Raw genomic sequence first — 19,369 nt, forward strand, 5'->3', positions numbered from 1 at the left:
CGGTCGGCTCCTTCTTTGTCGGCGCCAGCGCCGCAAAGGTTCAATCCACAGGTGTGTTCTGGCCGCAGGTCTAGAGCAGTAGTCTAGCAGGATCGGGGCGATCGCGCCGCTAGTCCTTGCGCAGGCGGAAAATCGCCTTTTCGCCGAAGAGGTTGGCGAGATGGGGGGTGTTCAGGCTGGCGCGGTGGGCGCGGCCGTTCAGGACCAGGGCCTCCTCGATCTCGATGCCGCAGTCGCCGCAGAGGGCGATGAAATCGCGGACCGTGCAGAGGTGGATGTTGGGCGTCTCGTACCACGGCTCGCTCAGCGCCTCGGTGACCGGCATGCGCCCCTTGAGGAGAAGCTGCAGGCGCACCCGCCAGTGGCCGAAGTTGGGGAAGGAGACGATGGCGTGGCGCCCGATGCGCACCATCTGCTCGACCACCTCGCGCGGGTTGCGCGTCGCCTGCAGGGTGAGGGAGAGGATGGCGTAGTCGAAGGCGCCCGCCGGGTACTCCACCAGGTCGCTGTCGGCGTCGCCCTGGATCACCGAGAGGCCGCGGGCGACGCTGGCGTTCACGTTCTTCTGCGACAGCTCCATGCCGCGGGCGGCGACGCTGCGCTCGCGCGCCAGGTATTCCAGCAGCGCGCCCTCGCCGCAGCCGATGTCCAGCACCCGGCTGCCCGGCGCGACCATGTCGGCGATGAGCTGCAGGTCGGCGCGCAGCGGGGTTTTGGCCAGCGCCGCCGGGGCCAGTGCGGTGGGGGCCGTTGCGGGGCGGGGCGCGTCGAGCGGGTTCATCGGCTGGTCGTCACCCGTTCAGTCCGCGGTGCTCGGCGCAGCCGGCGATGAAGCCCGCCAGGGTGTCGCGGAACTCCGGCTCGTCCAGCAGGAAGGCGTCGTGGCCGGCGTCGCTTTCGATCTCGACGAAGCTCACGTCGGCGGCCACGGCGTTGAGGGCGTGGACGATGTCGCGATTTTCCGAGGTCGGGAACAGCCAGTCGCTGGTGAAGGAGACGACGCAGAAGCGCACCGGCGTCTCGCGGAAGGCGTTGGCCAGCTTGCCGCCGTGCTCCTGGGCCAGGTCGAAGTAGTCCATGGCCCGGGTGATGTAGAGATAGGAGTTGGCGTCGAAGCGCTGCACGAAGGCGGCGCCCTGGTGGCGCAGGTAGCTCTCGACCTGGAAGTCGGCCTCGAAGCCGAAGGTCAGGGAGTTGCGGTCCTGCAGGCGGCGGCCGAACTTGCGGTGCAGCGCGGGCTCCGACAGGTAGGTGATGTGCGCGGTCATGCGCGCCACCGCCAGCCCGCGGTCGGGGTTCCTGCCCTCGGCGATGTAGCGTCCGCCGCACCAGTCCAGGTCGGCCATGATGGCCTGGCGGCCGACCTCGTGGAAGGCGATGTTCTGCGCCGTGTGGCGCGCCGCCGTGGCGATGGGCACGGCGGCGAAGACCTTTTCCGGGTACCTGGCCGCCCACTCCAGCACCTGCATGCCGCCCATGGAGCCGCCGATCACGCAGAACAGCTTGTCGATGCCCAGGTGGTCGATCAGCAGCTTCTGGGCGCGCACCATGTCGGCGACGGTGATGACCGGAAAGTCCAGCGCCCAGGGCTCGCCCGTCGCCGGGTTGATCGACTTCGGCCCGGTCGAGCCCATGCAGCCGCCCAGCACGTTGACGCAGATGACGAAGTAGCGCCGGGTGTCGAGCGGCAGGCCGGGGCCGACGATCTGGCTCCACCAGCCTTCCTTGCCGGTCACCGGGTGGCGGCTGGCCATGAACTGGTCGCCGGTCAGGGCGTGGCAGACCAGGATCGCGTTGGACTTCTCGGCGTTCAGCTCCCCGTAGGCCTGGTAGGCCAGGGTGAAGGGACCCAGGGCGACGCCGCAGTCCAGCATCAGGGGCGCGTCGCGGCCGAACTCCATGCTGAGCCCGGCCTTCAAGGCGGGGTCCGCCGCCATCCTCGGGGTCTGCATTTGGGCCCCCTCCCTGCGGGGGTGGTCCATCGCCATGGGTCAAATCCTTAAAGCCGCGGCCCTGAAGCAGCCTCGCCAGGCGGGGGCGCTTTCAGGGGGGCCGGGCCAGAGCCTGGACCCAACCCTAAATTGTTCGCCGGCCGCCGCCACGCCTGCCGTCGCAGGGCCGCTGCGGGGGCGTCCGGAGCCTCTTAGCTAGGGAGCCGGGCGTCCGCCTGTCAACGCTTTCTTGGCCATGGCAGGCTCCCGCCCCGGGCGGGGCCGAACCTCAGGTTTTCTTTGATTTTCCCGGGTTCAACGACTATCAGTAGCTCCGCCTTGGCTGCAGGTATCGGGCCCAGATGACTAACCAGACGCCATCCCTGGACGACTTGCGTCGCCAGATCGACGAGATCGATGATTCGATCCACGACTTGCTCATGCGCCGCACTGAGCTCGCGCGTCAGATCGGCGTGGCCAAGGGGCAGGGCGCCGTCTTCATGCGCCCGGGCCGCGAGGCGCGGGTGCTGCGCCGCCTAGTGGCGCGCCACGAGGGCGCCTTCCCGAAACCGGTGATTGCGCGCATCTGGCGGGAGATCGTCTCCGTCTTCACCCGTTTGCAGGGGCCCTTCGCCGCGGCAGCCTTTTCACCGCAGGAAGGGCCCGATCTTTTCGGCCTCGCCCGCGACCACTTCGGTTCGCTGACCCCGATCACCCGTTTCGAGTCCGAGATGGGCGTGCTGCGCGCCGTCTCGGGCGGCAAGGCCAACATCGGCGTGCTGCCGCTGCCGGAGGCCGACCGCGGCACCCCCTGGTGGCCCAAGCTGGCGCGCCACGGCAAGGCGACGCCGAAGATCATCGCCCGCCTGCCCTTCGCGCCGCTGGACGGCGGCCGCGGCGACTCCCCGCAGGGCGTGGTGGTTTCCCTGGCCGAGCCGGAGGAAAGCGGCGACGACCACGGCTACATGATCGTTGAGCTGGACGAGGCGGTTTCCCGCGGGGCGCTGAAGACCCTGCTGTCGGAGGCCGGTTTCCGGGTCTGCGGCATCCAGGCCTGGGTGGAATCGCCGGACCGCACCCTGCACCTGGTGGAGGTCGAGGGCTTCCTCGCCGCCGACGACGCGCGCATCGAGGCGCTGCTCGCCGAGGCCGAGAGCGTGAAGCACGCCTGGTCGGTGGGCAGCTTCGCGGTGCCGCTGAGCGCCGCCGACCTGGCCAGCACGCCGCGGAGCGCGTCATGAGCCTGAAGCCCCGCCCCGGCATCCTGGACGTCGCGCCCTACGTCGGCGGCGAGTCCAAGGCGGCCGGCGTCAACCGCGTCATCCGCCTGGCCTCCAACGAGAACCCCCTGGGCCCCAGCGCCCAGGCCATCGCCGCCTACGAGGCGGAGAAATCGCAGCTGCACCGCTATCCCGACGGCGGCGCCAGGGAACTGCGCCAGGCCATCGCCGAGGCTCAGTCCCTGCAGGTGGACCGCATCGTCTGCGGCGCCGGCTCCGACGAGTTGATCAGCCTGCTGGTGCGCGCCTACGCCGGGCAGGGCGACGAGGTGCTGTACAGCGAGCACGGCTTCCTGATGTACGCGATCTCCGCCAAGACCGCCGGGGCGACCCCGGTGGCGGCGCCTGAGGCCGACCTGACCACCGACGTCGACGGACTGCTGGCGCGGGTCACCGAGCGTACGCGCCTGGTCTTCATCGCCAACCCCAACAACCCGACCGGCAGCTACATCTCCGAGGCGGCGCTGCGGCGCCTGCACAAGGGCCTGCCGGACCGGGTGCTGCTGGTCGTCGACATGGCCTATGCCGAATACGTCTCGGCGCCCGACTACCCGCAGGTGGCGGACCTGGTGGAGAGCGCCGACAACGTCGTCATGCTGCGCACCTTCTCCAAGATCCATGGCCTCGCGGCCCTGCGCCTGGGCTGGGCCTACTGCCCGCCGGCGGTGGTCGACGTGCTGAACCGCGTGCGCGGGCCCTTCAATGTCAGCCAGGCGGCGCAGGCCGCCGGCACGGCGGCGGTGCGCGACCGCGATCACGTGGCGACGTCGGTCGCCCATAACCAGAAGTGGCTCGCCTGGTTCAGCGAGCAGGCGGCCAAGGCCGGCATCGAGCCGCTGCCCAGCGTCGGCAACTTCGTGCTGCTGCGCTTCCCCGGCGGCAGCGCCCAGGCCGAGGCCGTGCTGGCCGAGATGAAGCGCCGGGGCATCCTGCTGCGCACCATGGTCGGCTACGGCCTGCCCGACTGCCTGCGCGTGACCATCGGCACCGAAGAGGAGATGCGCGCCACCGCCGAGGCCCTGGCCGAGGTGATGTCATGAGCGCGTCCGCCCCCAGCAAGCGGAGCGGGGGCCCGCTGTTCAACAAGGTGGCGCTGCTCGGCGCCGGCCTCATCGGTTCTTCCCTGGCCTGGGCGGTGCGCGCCCGCGGGATCGTCGGCCACGTCGCCGCCTATTCACGCCGCGAGGAGACGCGCGCCACCATCGAGAAGCTGGGCTTCGCCGATTCCGTGCACGGCGACCCCGCGGCGGCGGTGAAGGACGCCGACCTGGTGATCTTCTGCCTGCCGGTCGGCGCCAACGAGGCGGTGGCCAAGGTCGTGGGTCCGCATCTGGCCGCCGGCGCCATCGTCACCGACGTCGGCTCGGTGAAGCAGGCGGTTATCCGCGACATCGGGCCCTATCTGCCCGAAGGCGTCGAGTTCGTGCCCGGCCACCCCATCGCCGGCACCGAGCATTCCGGTCCGGAGGCCGGTTTCGGCGACCTCTTCGAGCAGCGCTGGTGCATCCTGACGCCGGTGCCCGGCACGCCGGAGCCGGTGGTCGAGAAGCTGAAGACCTTCTGGGAGCGCTGCGGCTCCACCGTCGCCCTGATGGACGCCGGCCACCACGACAAGGTGCTGGCCATCACCTCCCACCTGCCGCACCTCATCGCCTACACCATCGTCGGCACCGCCGTCGACCTGGAGGAGAGCGAGCGCGCCGAGGTGGTGAAGTTCTCCGCCGGCGGCTTCCGCGACTTCACCCGCATCGCCGGCTCCGACCCGGTGATGTGGCGCGACGTCTTCCTCAACAACCGCGAGGCGGTGCTGGAAATGCTGCAGCGCTTCTCGGAGGACCTGACCGCCCTGCAGCGGGCGATCCGCTGGGGCGAGGGGGAGACGCTGGAGGGGCTGTTCCGCCGGACCCGCGAGATCCGCAGCGGCGTCATCGACGCCCACCAGGCCGGCACTTTCGACGCTAGAGAACCGGAGCAACTGGGAATAGCGGGATCGGCCCCAGATAAAGCAGGCCCTGGCGAAGACTGATCGGCGCCGCCAGCACCGTTTCCCCCGTTTCCCCGTCCGGCCGGCCCATGGCCGCCACCGCGATCTGCGCGGCCAGCGCCGCTTCCGGCTTGATCTCGCCGCTGTCGATCAGCCGGCTGATGATCTTGTTGGCGCCCTTCAGTTCCGCTTCGAAGAGCCCGGCCGGGCGCAGCGCCTCGTCCAGGCCCAGGCGGCCCTCGGCCCGCAGGTCGAGCGGCCCCCAGAGCGCCACCAGGTGGTGAAAGCGCCAGCGCCCGCCGCCGTCACGCCAGGCCGGCAGGGCCTCTTCGGGCTTGCCCGGCGGGATGCCGCCGACCAGCGTCGAGTCGAAGGAGAGGCGCGCTACCGCGTCGCCCAGCGGGCCGCCGCGGCCCGGCGGCAGCTCGACGAAGAGGGCCTCGCCCACCAGGTCGACCTCATCCAGGGCGTCACCCCCATTCCCCTTGTCGCCCTCGCGCAGCGGGCCGAGCCGCGCGGTGAGCCGCTGCAGGGTGACGGTCTCGATGTCGGCGCCGCTGACCTGCAGCACGCCCAGGTCGACCATGGCCATCTCCACCTTGCCGTCGCTCTTCAATACGACGCGGCCGCTGGCCTCCTCGGCGGAGACGTCGGCTTGCTTGCGCTCCGGCGTGCTGCCCAGCTCCTCGGCCAGCCCGGCGGGCAGGACGAGGCGGTGCAGGCCGGGAAAGCGCAGGTCGATGGTGAAGGGGTCCCACAGCTTGGCCTCGCCGTTGACCGGCGGCCCCTGCCAGACGAGGCCCTGGGGCGTAACCACCCGCGGCTCGCGGAAGGTGACGGAAAGCGCGAAGGGAAAGCCGGCGAACTCGGGCCCCTGGTAGGCGATGTCGTAGCCGCGCTCGACCTGCTCGGCGCGCCACTTGGCGATGCCGCTGTCCAGCGCCTGGCGGGCCCAGAGCCAATAGCCGGTGAGCGCGCCGGCGATCAGCAGCAGCGCGAAGGTGGTGGCGACGGCAAGGCGATAGCGGGACATGGCCGGCATGATAGGAGCCCGGAAGGCCGCTTGCAGCCCCCAATTCGCCCCCCGTTTCAACGCCGGGCGGAGGGTGGCTTGCATCGCCGGGCATGGGCCCTAACATGCCGAGTGATCAATCATTGCAGCCGGTCCCGATGACGCCCCCCAAGCTGCCGACACTCGACGACCTCCAGAACCTCTCGGCCGAGGAACTGGCGGCGCGCCGCCTCAGCCTGCCGCCGGGCGAGGATTTCTGGGTCTTCGGCTACGGCTCGCTGATGTGGCATCCCGGCTTCCCGCATCTGGAGGTGCGCCTCGCCCGCCTGCGCGGCTTTCACCGCAGCTTCTGCGTCTACTCGCACCGCTATCGCGGCACCCCTGAGGTGCCCGGGCTGGTGCTGGGCCTCGACCGCGGCGGCTCCTGCCACGGCATGGTCTACCGGGTGCCGGCGGCCGAGGGCGAAGAGGTGCTGGACTATCTCTACGAGCGCGAGATGGTCACCGGCGTCTACCGCCCCTCCTGGCGCCGGGCGGAGACCGAGCACGGCCAGGTCAGCGCCATCACCTTCGTGGTCGACCGCGACCACCGTCAGTACGCCGGGCGCCTCGGCCACGACGACATGGTGGAACTGATCCTGCAGGGCTGCGGCAACCGGGGGCCCTGCATGGAGTACCTGGAGAACACCGTGCACCACCTGCGCAACCTGGGCGTCAAGGACCGCGGCCTGGAGCGCCTGCTGAAGGAAGTCGCCCGCCGGCGCGAGGAGAAGCCATGAAACCCATCACCCGCGAGGCCGTCGCCGAAACCGAAAGGCTGATCCGGCCCTACGTCCGGCGCACCCCGGTGCTGGCGGTCGACCTGGAGGATTTCGGTCTCGCTCCGCGTCCGTTGGATCTGAAGCTGGAGTTCCTGCAGCACTCCGGCTCCTTCAAGGCGCGCGGCGCCTTCGCCAACCTGCTGACCCGCAAGGTGCCCGAAGCCGGCGTGGTGGCGGCCTCCGGCGGCAACCACGGCGCCGCCGTGGCCTATGCGGCCAGGAAGCTGGGCATTCCCGCGACCATCTTCCTGCCCTCGGTCACCTCGCCGGCCAAGGCCGAGCGTATCGAGCGCTACGGCGCCAAGCTGGTGGTCGGCGGCGAACGCTACGCCGACGCCCTGGCGGCCAGCGAGGCCTTCGTGGCCGAGAGCGGCGCCCTGCCGGTGCACGCCTTCGACCAGCCGGAGACCCTGCTGGGCCAGGGCAGCGTCGGCCTGGAGATCGAGGCGCAGCTGCCGGAGATCGACAGCCTGCTGGTGGCCACCGGCGGCGGCGGCCTGATCGGCGGCATCGCCGCCTGGTTCGCCGGGCGCATCAAGGTGGTGGCGGTGGAGCCCGAGGGCGCGCCGACCCTCTACAAGGCGCTGGCCGCGGGCCACCCGGTGGACGCCGAGGCCGAGGGCATCGCCGCCGACTCCCTGGCGCCGCGCCAGGTCGGCCAGTTGATGTTCCCCCTGGCCAAGGCCCACGTGGCGCGCTCGGTCCTGGTCAGCGACGACGACATCCGCGCCGCCCAGCAGGCCCTCTGGGACACGCTAAGGGTGGTGACGGAGCCGGGCGGGGCGGCGGCCATGGCGGCGCTGCTCACCGGCAAATACCGCCCGGCGGCGGACGAGCGGGTGGCCGTGCTGCTCTGCGGGGCCAATACCACCGCCGTTGACTTCGGCTGAATCCCCCGGGAAACCCGCGGAAATCCTGGACTTTCCGGCCTCGCGCAGCCGTGAGGGTGACGTCACATTTTAGTGTAGTGACGTGATTTGATCGTCCCGGGGGAGGCCAAATATCTCTAAGCCAGCAGGCAGAGGCCTGCGCCCCGCTAAGGGGATTGGAATAACAGGAGATGTGAGGTTTCCCCCATGATGCGCAAACTCCTTCTGGCCTCGGCCCTGTCAGTCATGACGCTGGGCGCGGCCCAGGCCGGTGAGCAGTACGTCGATGAGACCGGCTATGCGGTAAGCGGCTACGACCCCGTCGCCTTCTTCGACCTGAAGCAGAACCCGGTCGGCAAGAAGCAGCCGGAAGCGGTCCCCGGCAAGGCAAGTATCACCGCCGAGTACAACGGCGCGAAGTGGGCCTTCGCCTCGGAGGCCAACCGCGACAAGTTCCTGGCCGATCCGGAAAAGTACGCCCCGGCCTATGACGGCCACTGCGCCTATGGCGTTGCCAAGGACGGCAAGGTGCCGGGCAACCCCAATCTGTGGCGTATTCTCGACGGCAAGCTCTACCTGAACATCACTCCGACGGTGGTGGGCTTCTGGGAGAAGGACATCGACGGCTTCCTGAAAACTTCCGAGAGCAATTGGGAATCGCAGGAATCCAAGCCGGCTTCGACCCAAAGCTGGAAGAAGATCAAAGACAACGACGGCACCTACTCGGTCAACGCGCCGCTGATGCCGGAAGCGCTGACCAACTGATTTGCGTTTCGGGCGGCCAAGGCCCGGAAACAGCCGACAGCATTGAGAGTTGATAAGGAGAGTCCTCGAATGGCTGAAAAGACGAAAATGATGAGCGCCGCGATGATTGCCGGCGCGGTGGCCCTGGCGGTTTCGGCGACGGCGGAAGTGAACTCGGCTTCGGCCCAGGCCAAGGAGAAGTGCTACGGCATTTCGATGGCCGGCCAGAACGACTGCGCCGCCGGTCCCGGCACCACCTGCGCCGGTACCTCGACCGTCGACTACCAGGGCAACGCCTGGAAGCTGGTGCCCGCCGGCGACTGCGCGAAGTACGGCGTCGAGGAGTCCGAGGCCAAGTACGAGCTGCCCGGCGACCGCAAGGGCTCGCTCGAGGCGCTGGAGCGCGACCGGCCGGCCTGAGGCTGGTTCTGAAGGAGTTCCGCAGCCCGGCCGTGATGCCACGGCCGGGCGCGGTTTTCCCGGCAGCGTGAACTGGAGGATGGCTGGCATGGCGGTTTCGGCGGAGATTCCGGCACGCGCCGGGGTGGGGCTGAAGGCTCAGCACTACGATGCCATCCTGGGCAGCCGCCCCGACGTCGGCTGGTTCGAGGTGCATGCCGAGAACTACATGGGCGCCGGCGGTCCGCCGCATCACTACCTGGAAGCCATCCGTCGCGACTATCCGATTTCGCTGCACGGCGTCGGCCTGTCCATCGGCGCCGAGCGTCCCCTGGACGAGGATCACCTGGCGCGCCTCAAGGCGTTGAACGCGCGCTATCAGCCGGGTCTGGTCAGTGAGCATCTCGCCTGGTCGACCCACAACGACGTCTTCTTCAACGACCTGCTGCCGCTGCCCTACACCGGTGAAGCCGTGGAGCGGGTCAGCGACCACATCGACCGCCTGCAGGAGGTGCTGGACCGGCGCATCCTGCTGGAGAACCCATCCACCTACGTCGCCTTCGAGAGCAGCGAGATGAGCGAGCTGGACTTCCTGCAGGCCGTCTCTCTGCGCAGCGGCTGTGGCCTGCTGCTGGACGTGAACAACGTGCTGGTCTCCGCCACCAACCAGGGCTACAGCGCTGAGGCCTACATCGACGCCTTTCCCATGGCGCTGGTCGGCGAGATCCACCTGGGCGGCCACGCCCGCGACCGCGACGACGCCGGGCAGCCGCTGCTGATCGACGCCCACGACCGCCGGATCGACGACAAGGTCTGGACGCTCTATGCGCGCGCCATCGCGCGGGCCGGCGTGAAGCCGACGCTGATCGAATGGGACAACAACCTGCCGGGCTGGCGCGAACTCTTCGCCGAGGCGCGCACCGCCGACCGCCTGATGTCGGCTCAGGACGCCCTGCGCCGCGACCGCCGAAAGGGGCTGGAGGCCGGACATGCGACGGTTGGCTGACCTGCAGGCGGACTTCGCCGCGGCGCTCAACGACCCGGCGCTGCCGGCGCCGGCGGACGTGCGCCGCCAGGTGAAGCTGCCGCAGAGCCGCCGCTTCGACGTTTACCGCAACAACATGATGGTGAGCCTCATCGAGGTACTGGAGGCCACCTTTCCGGTGGTCCAGCGCCTGGTCGGCAGCGACTTCTTCAAGGCCGCGGCCAAGGTCTACATCCGCCAGGCGCCGCCGCGTTCCCCGGTGCTGCTGCTCTACGGCGAGACCTTCGGCGACTTCCTCGACGGCTTCGAGCCGGCGGCGGGGGTGCCTTACCTGGGCGACGTGGCGCGCCTGGAGTGGGCGCGTGTCAATGCCTATCACGCCGCCGACGCGGAGCCGCTGACCATCGAGCACCTGGCGGCGGTGCCGCAGGCGCAGCTGGCGCAGACGCACTTTACGCTGCATCCCTCGCTGCGGCTTGTCAGTTCACGTTTTCCCGTGGCCTCCCTCTGGGCGGCGACCAGCGGGGCGGACCCGCAGGCCGAGGTCGATATGAAGCGCGGCGAGGACGCCGCGGTGCTGCGCCCCATGCTGGCGGTCGACCTGCGCCTGCTGCCGCCGGGCGGCCATGCCTTCATGGCCGCGCTGGCCGGGGGGCACCCCCTGGGAGAGGCGGCGGACCTTGCCGCGCGGGCGGTCGAAGACTTCGATCTCGCCTGCCACCTGCAGGGGCTGTTTCAGCTCGGCGCCGTCGCTGCCCTTCAGCCGCCCGAACCGATTCAAGAACAGGCATAGAGTTCGAACGATGACTCAAGCAATCTCCCGCGCGCTGCGCCTCTACCGTCGCGCCGTCGGCCTGACCGAGGCTCGCCTCGACGGCTGGTTCCTCGGTCTGCTGGCGCGCTTCCTCTTCGCCGCCGTGCTGCTGGTCTATTACCTCAACTCGGCCAGCACCAAGGTGGGCGAAGGCATCGCCGGCTTCTTCTCGGTCGGCGACAACGCCTATTTCCAGATCCTGCCGAGCGTGGTGGAGGCCTACAACTACGACGCCTCGCAGGTACCCTTCTTCCCTTACGACCTGATCGTCATCGCCGGCACCTACGCCGAGTTCATCCTGCCGATCCTCATCGTGCTGGGCCTCTTCACGCGCCTGGCGGCGCTGGGCATGATCGGCTTCACCCTGGTGCAGAGCTACGTCGACATCGTCTTCCACGGCGTTGACGCCAAGACCATCGGCGCCTGGTTCGACCGCTTCTCCGATGCCGCCATCCTGGACCAGCGCGCTCTCTGGGTCTTCCTGCTGGTCACCCTGGTGGTCAAAGGCGCCGGCGCGGTCTCGCTGGACTGGGTGTTGGGGAAGAGGCTGCTGGCGAAACCGGCGGGGCAGCAGGTCGCGGCCTAGCTACTTTCTCGGTCGTCACCCTCGGATTTATTCCGAGGGTCCAGGGGCAACACCTCGGCGCCCGCCCTGGATGCTCGGGACAAGCCCGAGCATGACGGCAAGTAACCTAAGCCACCAGGCCGACCTTGCGGCGGCCTTCCTCGGTCTTCAGCGAGAAGTCGTCGCCGTCGTACTCCGAAGCTTCCTTGGTGCAGAGCCAGGCGATGGCCTTGGCCGGCCACTCCGGCGAGATGTGCGCCGAGGGGTCGAGCTGGCTCACCGGGTTGATGCCGGAGCTCTTGATGGCGACCTGCATGCCGGTGGCGACCGTGCCGGGGCTCATGCCGACGACACGGATGCCCTTATCGGCATACTCCTTGTGGACGCAGCGGGTGAGCATCAGCACCGCCGCCTTCGACGAGCAATAGTGGCTCCAGCCTTCCAGCGCCGAGGTCGCGGCGCCGGAGCTGACGTTGACGATGACGCCGGAGCCCTGCGCCTCCATGAGCGGCAGCACCGCGCGCAGGCCGTGGTAGACGCCCTTCACGTTGATGTCGATGGCCTCGTCCCAGCCGGCGGGATCGGACTCGGCCAGCCGCGCGATGGGTTCGATGACGCCGGCGTTGTTCACCAGGATGTCGACGCTGCCGAAGCTCGTCTTGCAGAGCGCTACCGCCGCGGCGACGTCGTCGTAGCTGGCGACGTTGCAGGCGATGGCCTTGGCCTTGCCGCCGGCTGCGGTGATCTTCGCCGCGACCTCCTCGATGGCGCCGCTGCTGCGCGCGGCCAGCACCACGGCCACGCCCTGGCGCGCCAGTTCCTCGGCGGTGGCAGCGCCGATGCCCTTGCTGGCCCCGGTCACGATGGCGGCTTTGCCCTGAAGCTCCTGCATTGTGAATCCTCCTGAAATTACCCGCACACCCAGCCTGTCACCCTCGGGCTTGACCCGAGGGTCCATGGGGGTGCAGCGAAGCGCTTGGTCTGGATGCTCGGGACAAGCACGAGTATGACGAACATCTTGCTGAGAGATAGTGATCAGCCAGGAATATTTCTAGAACTGTTCTTCGTCTTCGGAAAAGCGGCCGCGTTGCTCGAACAGCTTGAGGGTCGATTCGGCCGCCATACGGAAGGTGCGCCATTGTTCGAGCTCACTCAACGCTTGGGCGTCGAAGATGTCCTCGTTCGTCTGTTCGGCGCAGTGGTCCCAGATGGCATGAAAGCGGCGAATGGCGGCCTGCTCAAGCTCCGAGAAAACCGGTTCGGCGAAGAAGTCTTCCTTGGGTTCCGTGACCCAATCCTCCCACCTATTGATGACCTCAAAGGCACCGGAGCGTGCAATGCCTTCGAACGAAGAGGCTTGTTCGAGAACATCGGCGATGCGATTCCTCACCCGCTGTTGCAGCAGGGTCTTGCTGATGTCTTCAGACACCTGCGTGCCTCATCCGCACTTGGAATAGCCGCAGGCGGTGCAGAGGTCGCAGCCTTCCTGGCGGATCAGGCTGGCGCCGGCGCACTTGGGGCACTGGGCGAAGCGGGTGCCGCTTTCGGGGCCGCCCAGGTTTACCACCGCCTTCTGCTCCTCGCCTTGCGGCGTCTCCTTGGCCTGCAGGAAGCCGATGTCGATCATGTGGCGCTCGATGACGCCGCCGATGGCGGCCAGCAGCGAGGGCACGTAGCGCCCTTCCATCCAGGCGCCGCCGCGCGGGTCGAAGACGGCCTTCAGCTCCTCGACCACGAAGGAGACGTCGCCGCCGCGCCGGAACACCGCCGAGATCATGCGCGTCAGCGCCAGGGTCCAGGCGTAGTGCTCCATGTTCTTGGAGTTGATGAAGATCTCGAAGGGCCGGCGGCGCGGCTCCTTGCCGGAACCTTCCTGCACGATGTCGTTGAGGGTGATGTAGATGGCGTGGTCGCTCTCCGGCCAGCGCAGCTTGTAGGAGCGTCCGGGCAGCACCTCGGGGCGCCCCAGGGGTTCGGTCATGTAGACCACGTCGCCGCCTTGCGGCGCAGGGCCCAGGGCCGGCGCCGCCGCGGCGGCGGCTTCGGCGGGCACCAGCTCGCTGCTCGCGGTGTCGGGATGCGCCTCGCCGGCGCCGGTGGAGAGCACCGCGCCGGTGATCTCGTTGGGCCGGTAGGTGGTGCAGCCCTTGCAGCCCAGGTCGTAGGCCTGCTGGTAGACGTCCTTGAAGGCCTCGAAGGAGATGCTGGCCGGCAGGTTGATGGTCTTGGAGACCGAGCTGTCGATATAGCGCTGCACGGCGGCCTGCATGACCACGTGGGCCGCCGGCTCCAGGGTCTGGGCGTTGACGAAGGCCGGGGGCAGGGGGGCGTCTTCGCCCTTCAGGCGGCGGAACAGGCGGTAGGCGTAGTCGCTGACCTCCTCCTCGCGGCGGCTGCCGTCGGCCTGCAGGATGCGGCGCTTGTAGACGAAGCTGAAGACCGGCTCCAGGCCCGAGGAGATGTTGTCGGCCAGCAGCGAGATGGTGCCGGTGGGCGCGACCGAGGTCACCAGGGCGTTGCGGATGCCGTGCCGGGTGATGGCTTCGCGCACGTCCTTGTCCAGTTCTTGGATCGACTCGCCGGCCAGGTAGGGCTCGCTGTCGTAGAGCGGGAAGGGGCCCTTCTCCTTGGCGAGTTCCACGGAGGCGAGGTAGGCGTGGCGGCGCAGGGCGGCCAGCCAGCGCTCGGTCGTCTTCACCGCCTCGGCGCTGCCGTAGCGCAGGCCGCAGCAGATCAGGGCGTCGGCCAGGCCGGTGATGCCCAGGCCGATGCGGCGCTTGGCCATGGCCTCCTGGCGCTGCGCCTCCAAAGGAAAGCGCGAGACGTCGATGGCGTTGTCCAGCATGCGCACCGCCGTCGGCACCAGCTCGGCCAGGGCCTCCATGTCCAGCGCCGCGTTCTTCTCGAAGGGGTTCTTGACCAGGGCCGCCAGGTTGATCGAGCCCAGCAGGCAGGCGCCGTAGGGCGGCAGCGGCTGCTCGCCGCAGGGGTTGGTGGCGCGGATGGTCTCGCAGTAGTGCAGGTTGTTGCGCTGGTTGATGCGGTCGATGAAGATCACGCCCGGCTCGGCGGCGGCGTAGGTCGCCTGCATGATCTTGTTCCACAGATCGCGCGCCTGCACGGTGCGGTAGACGGTGCCGCCGAAGACCAGCTCCCAGGGCTGGTCCTCGCGCACCGCCTGCATGAAGGCGTCGCTGACCAGCACCGAGAGATTGAACATGGAGAGCCGCCCGGGCTCCTGCTTGGCGGTGATGAAGGCCTCGATGTCCGGATGGTCGCAGGCGAGCGTCGCCATCATGGCGCCGCGCCGGGAGCCGGCCGACATGATGGTGCGGCACATGGCGTCCCAGACGTCCATGAAGCTCAAGGGCCCGGAGGCGTCGGCGCCGATGCCGTGGACCACGGCGCCCTTGGGGCGCAGGGTCGAGAAGTCGTAGCCGATCCCGCCGCCCTGCTGCATGGTCAGGGCGGCCTCCTTCAGGTTCTCGAAGATGCCGCCCATGTCGTCGGGGATGGTCCCCATGACGAAGCAGTTGAACAGCGTGACCTTGCGCTCGGTCCCCGCCCCGGCCTGGATGCGCCCGGCGGGCAGGAAGCGGAAATCCTCCAGCGCCTCGAAGAACTTTGATTCAATTGAGCTTCTGGCCGCCGACTCGGCCTCGCCCTGGGCCTCTGCCGCGGCCAGCGCCCGGGCGATCCGCCGCCAGGAATCGGCGATGGTTTTGTCCACAGGCTCGCCGGGAGCCGTCTTCAGGCGGTATTTCATGTCCCAGATTTCCTGGGAGAGGGCCGGCAACTTGGTCATTTCGGCGCCTTTCGCCCGCTGTTAAGGGCAGTCCAGGCCACGATATTTGGCGGAAATAGGAGCCTGACGATAGGTCCGGGTCGGGCCCCGGTCAAGCCGCTGTTCCCCCTTCGTTTCGTCTGCCGGAGTCGGATAGGAATTCATCCTTCGCAAGAGAGTCTCCGGGAAATTCGCGTCAGCGGCGTGATCTGTCCACAACTTTGCACACAGCTATTTTTGCGCGGGGGACTTGCTTTCGATTCCGCTTTGGGCAGCCGACTCGGGCGCCGGCCCGGTGAGGGGGGCGGAGGAGGCTCCCGCGAGGGCCCGGCTGCGTCCCTCGATGGCCTGCTCCAGGCGGGCCAGGAAGTCCTTGCGCTGCAGCCCCGGGGGGATCTGCGGCAGGAACTCCAGGGTGATGGTGCCCGGCAGCTTCCAGAAGCTGTTGCGGCGCCAGAAGAGGCCGGAATTGAGCGCCACCGGGACCACCGGCACCTGCAGCTGGCCGTAGAGCGCGGCCACGCCGGGCTGATAGGGGCGCTGCTGCTCCGGGGCGACGCGGGTGCCCTCGGGAAATATCACCATGGGCCGGCCCTGCGCGGCGACCCGTTTGGCCGCGGCCACCATCTTGCGCAGCGCCTTGGCGCCGCCGCGGCGGTCGACGGGAATGAGGCCGGCGCGCCAGAGGTAGAGGCCGAAGAGCGGGATGCGCATCAGCTCCTGCTTCAGGACGAAGCTGTGGTCCCACAGCAGGATGGAAAAGATGATCGTGTCCCAGGCCGACTGGTGCTTGGCGGCGATCAGCACCGGTCCCTCGGGCAGGTTCTCCCGCCCGCGCACCTGGTGCTTCAGGCCGCAGATCAGCCTGAGGGCGGCCAGGATGGGATGCGACCAGACGCGCCCCAGGACGTAGATGCCCTTGCGCGGGCCCAGCAGCAGCGGCAGGCCGACGATGACGCAGAGCGCGGTCCAGCCGTAGAAGAAGACGTTGAACAGGAAGGAGCGCAGCGCGGTCATGCCGGAACCCTGCCCCCGGTCACGCGAGGACCGCGAAGAGCGGGTCGAAGAGGCCGCGCACCAGGGCCACCAGATACTTGCTGTACTCGGTGATCAACAGGCTGCTGCTGCCCGGCCACAGCCACCAGTCGTCGCTCCTGAAGTGTTCGGGGAAGACCGGATGGGGCACGACTTCGATGTCCGGCATGAAGCGGCGGAATTCCAGCAGCGAGCGCGGCATGTGGTAGGTGGCGGTCACCAGGCGCAGCGAGGTGAAGCCCTGTTCCTTCATCCAGGCGGCGGTCTCCACGGCGTTGCCGCGGGTGTTGTCGGCCTCGTAGCCCAGGACCACGCAGCAGGAAAGGTCCTCGGGCGAGTGCTGCGAGAGGTCGAGAAGCTGGCGCACGTCGACCCCGTGGTAGACGCCGGAGACGAAAAGCTTGCGGCCCATCTTGGCGCTCAGGAGGTCGAGGGCGACGCCCAGGCGATCGCTGCCGCCGGTCAGCACCACGATGGCGTCGGTCTGGCGCCGGCCGTCATCGACCTGGGTCGGCATCAGTGTGGTGAACCACAGGAACCCGATACCGTAGGCAAGCGTCAGCAGCAGCGTCACCACGACCAGTCGCCTCAGGCGACGCCAGCCGTGGCCCGACGCCTTGGCCCTGTCCTGTCTGAGGCTTCGCATGCGCATGGCTCGGATCTATCGTACGTTTCTCTAGGGCATGCGCGCCAGGGTGCGCAACACCGTGATGCGGGCGGTCAGCATGGCGACCAGGGCCGCGGCGACCGGCAGCAGGACCAGTAGAGACCATTCGTGGGGCTCCAGCCGCAGTTCCGGCAGCAGGCCGGTATCGATTCGCTGCAGCAGGAAGCGCGCCAGATAGAGCGTCGGCAGGGCGCAGAGAAAGCCCAGCAGCCCGCCGCGCAGGCCCAGACTGAGGGCGTGGTTCTGGAACTGCCGGGCGACGTAGGAATCCTGCGCGCCGATCAGGTGCAGCAGCTCGATGGCCCGGTTGTGGGCGGCCAGGCCCATGCGGGTCACGAAGGCGACCATGATGCAGGCCGCCGCAACCACCAGCAGCACCACCACCGCGGCCATGATCTCCACCGCCCGGGCGAGGTCCAGCAGGCGCGCCAGCCAGCGCTGGTGGTCGTCCAGCAGGCTGCCGGGGGCCAGTTCCTGTGCCGTGGCGCGCAGCGCCTCCATGTCGGGCGGGCCGCCCGTGTCGATGGTGACGGCAACCAGGCGCGGCAGCGGCAGGTCGCCGGCCACCACCGCATCGCCCAGCCAGGGCTCCAGCAGCGCCGTCATCTCCTGCGCGTCCATGGGCTCGACCGCCAGCACGCCGGGCGTCGCGGCCAGCGCCTGGGTGAGCGCGTCCAGCGCCGGGCCGTCCGTGGCCGCCGCGGCCTCGGCGGGGATCTGCAGGGTCAGGGCGCCGGCCAGGCCGCTGTCCCAGCGGGCGGCCAGCTTGTTCACCGACAGCGCGCCGGCCAGGGCCAGCGCGGCCAGGTAGACCATGATGGCCACCAGCAGCGGCAGGTAGCGCCCGGAGACGTCGCGGTCCAGGGGAACGGGCTTGCGCAGGCGCCCTCTGGCTTTGGATGCGGCGGCCATGACGTCAGGCGGTTCCGGCCTGCGGCCGGGGCGCCGGGCCGGCATCGAATTCCACCGCCTCGCCATCGCGCAGGCGGGTCACCGGATGGCGGAAGCGCTCGACCAGCGATTCGTTGTGGGTGGCGATGACCACGGTGGTGCCGATCTTGTTCAGCTCCTCGAAAAGATACAGCAGGCGTACCGCCATGCGGTCGTCCAGGTTGCCGGTCGGCTCGTCGGCCAGCAGCAGGCTGGGCCGCGCGATCACGGCGCGGGCGATGGCGACGCGCTGTTTCTGGCCGCCGGAGAGCGTCGGCGGCAGGGCGTCCATGTGGTCGGCCAGGCCGACCCAGGCCAGCAGTTCCTCGACGTCCTTGGCGCTGCGCCCGCCTGCCTGGCCGCTGATGTGCAGCGGCAGGGCGACGTTTTCACGCGCCGTCAGGTGGTCGAGCAGGCGGAAATCCTGGAACACCACCCCGATTCGCCGCCGCAGCAGCGCCGTTTCCCGGCGCGAGAGCCCGGCCACGTCTCGCCCGAAAAGAGCGACTCGGCCGGCCGTGGGATGCTGGGCGAGATACATCATGCGTAAGAGCGAAGACTTGCCCGCGCCGCTGGGACCGACCAGGAAATGGTAGGATCCCGGGTCGAACTGCAGGGAGATTCGCTTCAGGATTTCCGGCCCGTTTCCATAGCGCAGCACGACGTCCTCGAAGCGAACCAAGGTGCATTTTCCCTTTTCCGGAAGCTCGAATCGAAAATGGCATAGGCAAGTCAGTCCCGTAAAGGGTTCTGCTCCTGCCTTGCTTTGCCCATACCTCACTCATATAAGGTTAGCGTGACATCTCCCCGGAGGGCAGAAGTCGTCCATGATAGTTTCTTGTCCTGCCTGTGAAAGCCGCTTCGAGGTCGATCAGGAACAGCTCGGCTTCAAGGGCCGAATCGTCCGCTGCGGCAAATGCGGGAACTGCTGGCACCAGATGCCGGACAACGACCCGCGTGCGGCTGTGGCCGAAGAGCCGGGGCCGCCGCCGCGCCGCCGTCCACCACCGCCGCCGCCCAAGAAGAAGGGCCGCGGGGTTGCCGTCGGCTGGCTGCTGCTGCTGCTGCTCATCGCCGGCATCGCCGCCGGCGGCTGGTACGAGCGGGAGCGAATCGTCGCCCAGTTCCCGCAGCTCGCCGATGCCTATGCGCTGCTGGGTATTCCCGTCACGCGGCCCGGCCCGGTGCTGGACCTGAAGGTCCTGACCCCCAGCAGCGACGTGGTCGAGGGCGATACGGTCATCACCGTGCGCGGGACGGTGACCAACATCTCCGACCGCAAGCAGGAGGTGCCGCAGCTGCGCGCGCAGTTGACCGGCAAGTCCGGCGACGTGCTGTCGGAGTGGGTTTTCGACACGCCCCAGGTCGAACTCGATGCCGGCGGCAGCGTCGACTTCGAAACCCAGACCAGGAATCCGCCCGCCGGGGCGCAGAACGTCAGCGTCTTCTTCGTCGAAGGCTCTCGCTAGGCCGCCCGGCCGCCGTGCCCCTTTTGGGGCGAGGTACGCGCCGGGGCCGGGCCGCGGGCCCTTATGCACAGCCCCGTTAA

At 68.9% G+C, this 19,369-nt stretch carries 21 protein-coding genes; 11 read left to right on the top strand and 10 right to left on the bottom strand.

All coding sequences use genetic code 11. The features are described from left to right. Positions 1–109 precede the first annotated feature (109 nt). Positions 110–781: a methionine biosynthesis protein MetW gene (gene metW, locus H7X47_RS03400; protein ID WP_193367182.1), complete on the bottom strand. Its 672-nt coding sequence runs from the start codon at positions 779–781 to the stop codon at positions 110–112. A 10-nt stretch (positions 782–791) separates the two neighbouring features. After that, positions 792–1,952: a homoserine O-acetyltransferase MetX gene (gene metX, locus H7X47_RS03405; RefSeq protein ID WP_193367183.1), complete on the bottom strand. Its 1,161-nt coding sequence runs from the start codon at positions 1,950–1,952 to the stop codon at positions 792–794. Positions 1,953–2,293: 341 nt separating this feature from the next. Here metX and pheA point away from each other — a divergent pair, with 341 nt between their 5' ends. Genes pheA through H7X47_RS03420 form a run of 3 tightly spaced genes read left to right on the top strand, consistent with a single transcriptional unit; the run spans position 2,294 to position 5,237 of the window. After that, positions 2,294–3,172, top strand: a complete 879-nt coding sequence (pheA, locus tag H7X47_RS03410; protein WP_193367184.1) for a chorismate mutase — start codon at positions 2,294–2,296, stop codon at positions 3,170–3,172. Beyond that, a complete protein-coding gene (gene hisC, locus H7X47_RS03415) occupies positions 3,169–4,251 on the top strand; it encodes a histidinol-phosphate transaminase (protein ID WP_193367185.1) in 1,083 nt (360 codons plus the stop codon). The genes pheA and hisC overlap by 4 nt, the downstream gene beginning before the upstream one ends. Further along, entirely contained in the window at positions 4,248–5,237 is a 990-nt protein-coding gene (locus H7X47_RS03420; protein WP_193367186.1) for a prephenate/arogenate dehydrogenase family protein, read from the top strand. Before hisC ends, H7X47_RS03420 begins: the two co-directional genes overlap by 4 nt. On the opposite strand, the gene H7X47_RS03425 is transcribed toward H7X47_RS03420, so the two are convergent. After that, entirely contained in the window at positions 5,170–6,237 is a 1,068-nt protein-coding gene (locus H7X47_RS03425; protein ID WP_193367187.1) for a DUF2125 domain-containing protein, read from the bottom strand. The two genes, H7X47_RS03420 and H7X47_RS03425, sit on opposite strands and share 68 nt — an antisense overlap. A 128-nt stretch (positions 6,238–6,365) precedes the next feature. On the opposite strand from H7X47_RS03425, the gene H7X47_RS03430 reads away from it, so the two are divergent. The 7 genes from H7X47_RS03430 to H7X47_RS03460 all read left to right on the top strand — a co-directional run bounded on the left by H7X47_RS03430 (position 6,366) and on the right by H7X47_RS03460 (position 11,425). After that, positions 6,366–6,986 (top strand): gamma-glutamylcyclotransferase, encoded by a 621-nt coding sequence (locus H7X47_RS03430; RefSeq protein ID WP_193367188.1) that lies wholly within the window; start codon positions 6,366–6,368, stop codon positions 6,984–6,986. Continuing rightward, the gene (locus tag H7X47_RS03435; RefSeq protein ID WP_193367189.1) at positions 6,983–7,918 is read left to right on the top strand and encodes a threonine/serine dehydratase; all 936 of its coding nucleotides are present in this window, start codon (positions 6,983–6,985) and stop codon (positions 7,916–7,918) included. Before H7X47_RS03430 ends, H7X47_RS03435 begins: the two co-directional genes overlap by 4 nt. A gap of 186 nt (positions 7,919–8,104) precedes the next feature. Beyond that, positions 8,105–8,662 carry a YHS domain-containing (seleno)protein gene (locus H7X47_RS03440; RefSeq protein WP_227010133.1) on the top strand — a complete coding sequence of 186 codons (558 nt, stop codon included), beginning with the start codon at positions 8,105–8,107 and terminating at the stop codon, positions 8,660–8,662. A gap of 69 nt (positions 8,663–8,731) precedes the next feature. Beyond that, positions 8,732–9,061: a BufA1 family periplasmic bufferin-type metallophore gene (locus tag H7X47_RS03445; protein WP_193367190.1), complete on the top strand. Its 330-nt coding sequence runs from the start codon at positions 8,732–8,734 to the stop codon at positions 9,059–9,061. An 88-nt stretch (positions 9,062–9,149) separates the two neighbouring features. After that, the gene (gene bufB, locus H7X47_RS03450; RefSeq protein WP_322096448.1) at positions 9,150–10,046 is read left to right on the top strand and encodes an MNIO family bufferin maturase; all 897 of its coding nucleotides are present in this window, start codon (positions 9,150–9,152) and stop codon (positions 10,044–10,046) included. Beyond that, positions 10,030–10,818 carry an HvfC/BufC N-terminal domain-containing protein gene (locus H7X47_RS03455; protein ID WP_193367192.1) on the top strand — a complete coding sequence of 263 codons (789 nt, stop codon included), beginning with the start codon at positions 10,030–10,032 and terminating at the stop codon, positions 10,816–10,818. The genes bufB and H7X47_RS03455 overlap by 17 nt, the downstream gene beginning before the upstream one ends. A gap of 10 nt (positions 10,819–10,828) precedes the next feature. Further along, complete coding sequence (locus H7X47_RS03460; RefSeq protein ID WP_193367193.1) at positions 10,829–11,425, top strand: DoxX family protein; 597 nt, start codon at positions 10,829–10,831, stop codon at positions 11,423–11,425. Positions 11,426–11,531: 106 nt separating this feature from the next. Here H7X47_RS03460 and H7X47_RS03465 read toward each other — a convergent pair whose 3' ends face one another. The 7 genes from H7X47_RS03465 to ftsE all read right to left on the bottom strand — a co-directional run bounded on the left by H7X47_RS03465 (position 11,532) and on the right by ftsE (position 18,502). Then, a complete protein-coding gene (locus H7X47_RS03465; protein ID WP_193367194.1) occupies positions 11,532–12,296 on the bottom strand; it encodes an SDR family oxidoreductase in 765 nt (254 codons plus the stop codon). A gap of 159 nt (positions 12,297–12,455) precedes the next feature. Continuing rightward, entirely contained in the window at positions 12,456–12,833 is a 378-nt protein-coding gene (locus H7X47_RS03470; protein WP_193367195.1) for a hypothetical protein, read from the bottom strand. 9 nt (positions 12,834–12,842) lie between these two features. Further along, entirely contained in the window at positions 12,843–15,209 is a 2,367-nt protein-coding gene (locus H7X47_RS03475) for an adenosylcobalamin-dependent ribonucleoside-diphosphate reductase (RefSeq protein WP_193367196.1), read from the bottom strand. Positions 15,210–15,419: 210 nt separating this feature from the next. Continuing rightward, complete coding sequence (locus H7X47_RS03480) at positions 15,420–16,205, bottom strand: lysophospholipid acyltransferase family protein (RefSeq protein ID WP_193367197.1); 786 nt, start codon at positions 16,203–16,205, stop codon at positions 15,420–15,422. A 19-nt stretch (positions 16,206–16,224) separates the two neighbouring features. After that, complete coding sequence (locus H7X47_RS03485) at positions 16,225–16,869, bottom strand: YdcF family protein (protein WP_193367198.1); 645 nt, start codon at positions 16,867–16,869, stop codon at positions 16,225–16,227. Between the two features lie 30 nt (positions 16,870–16,899). Further along, positions 16,900–17,802, bottom strand: coding sequence for a cell division protein FtsX (locus tag H7X47_RS03490; RefSeq protein WP_193367199.1), 903 nt, complete (start codon positions 17,800–17,802; stop codon positions 16,900–16,902). Between the two features lie 4 nt (positions 17,803–17,806). Continuing rightward, a complete protein-coding gene (gene ftsE, locus H7X47_RS03495) occupies positions 17,807–18,502 on the bottom strand; it encodes a cell division ATP-binding protein FtsE (protein WP_193367200.1) in 696 nt (231 codons plus the stop codon). A 145-nt stretch (positions 18,503–18,647) separates the two neighbouring features. On the opposite strand from ftsE, the gene H7X47_RS03500 reads away from it, so the two are divergent. Further along, positions 18,648–19,289: an MJ0042-type zinc finger domain-containing protein gene (locus H7X47_RS03500; protein WP_193367201.1), complete on the top strand. Its 642-nt coding sequence runs from the start codon at positions 18,648–18,650 to the stop codon at positions 19,287–19,289. Positions 19,290–19,369: the final 80 nt, after the last annotated feature.

The organism is Pelagibius marinus (assembly GCF_014925385.1).
Lineage (GTDB): Bacteria > Pseudomonadota > Alphaproteobacteria > Kiloniellales > Kiloniellaceae > Pelagibius > Pelagibius marinus.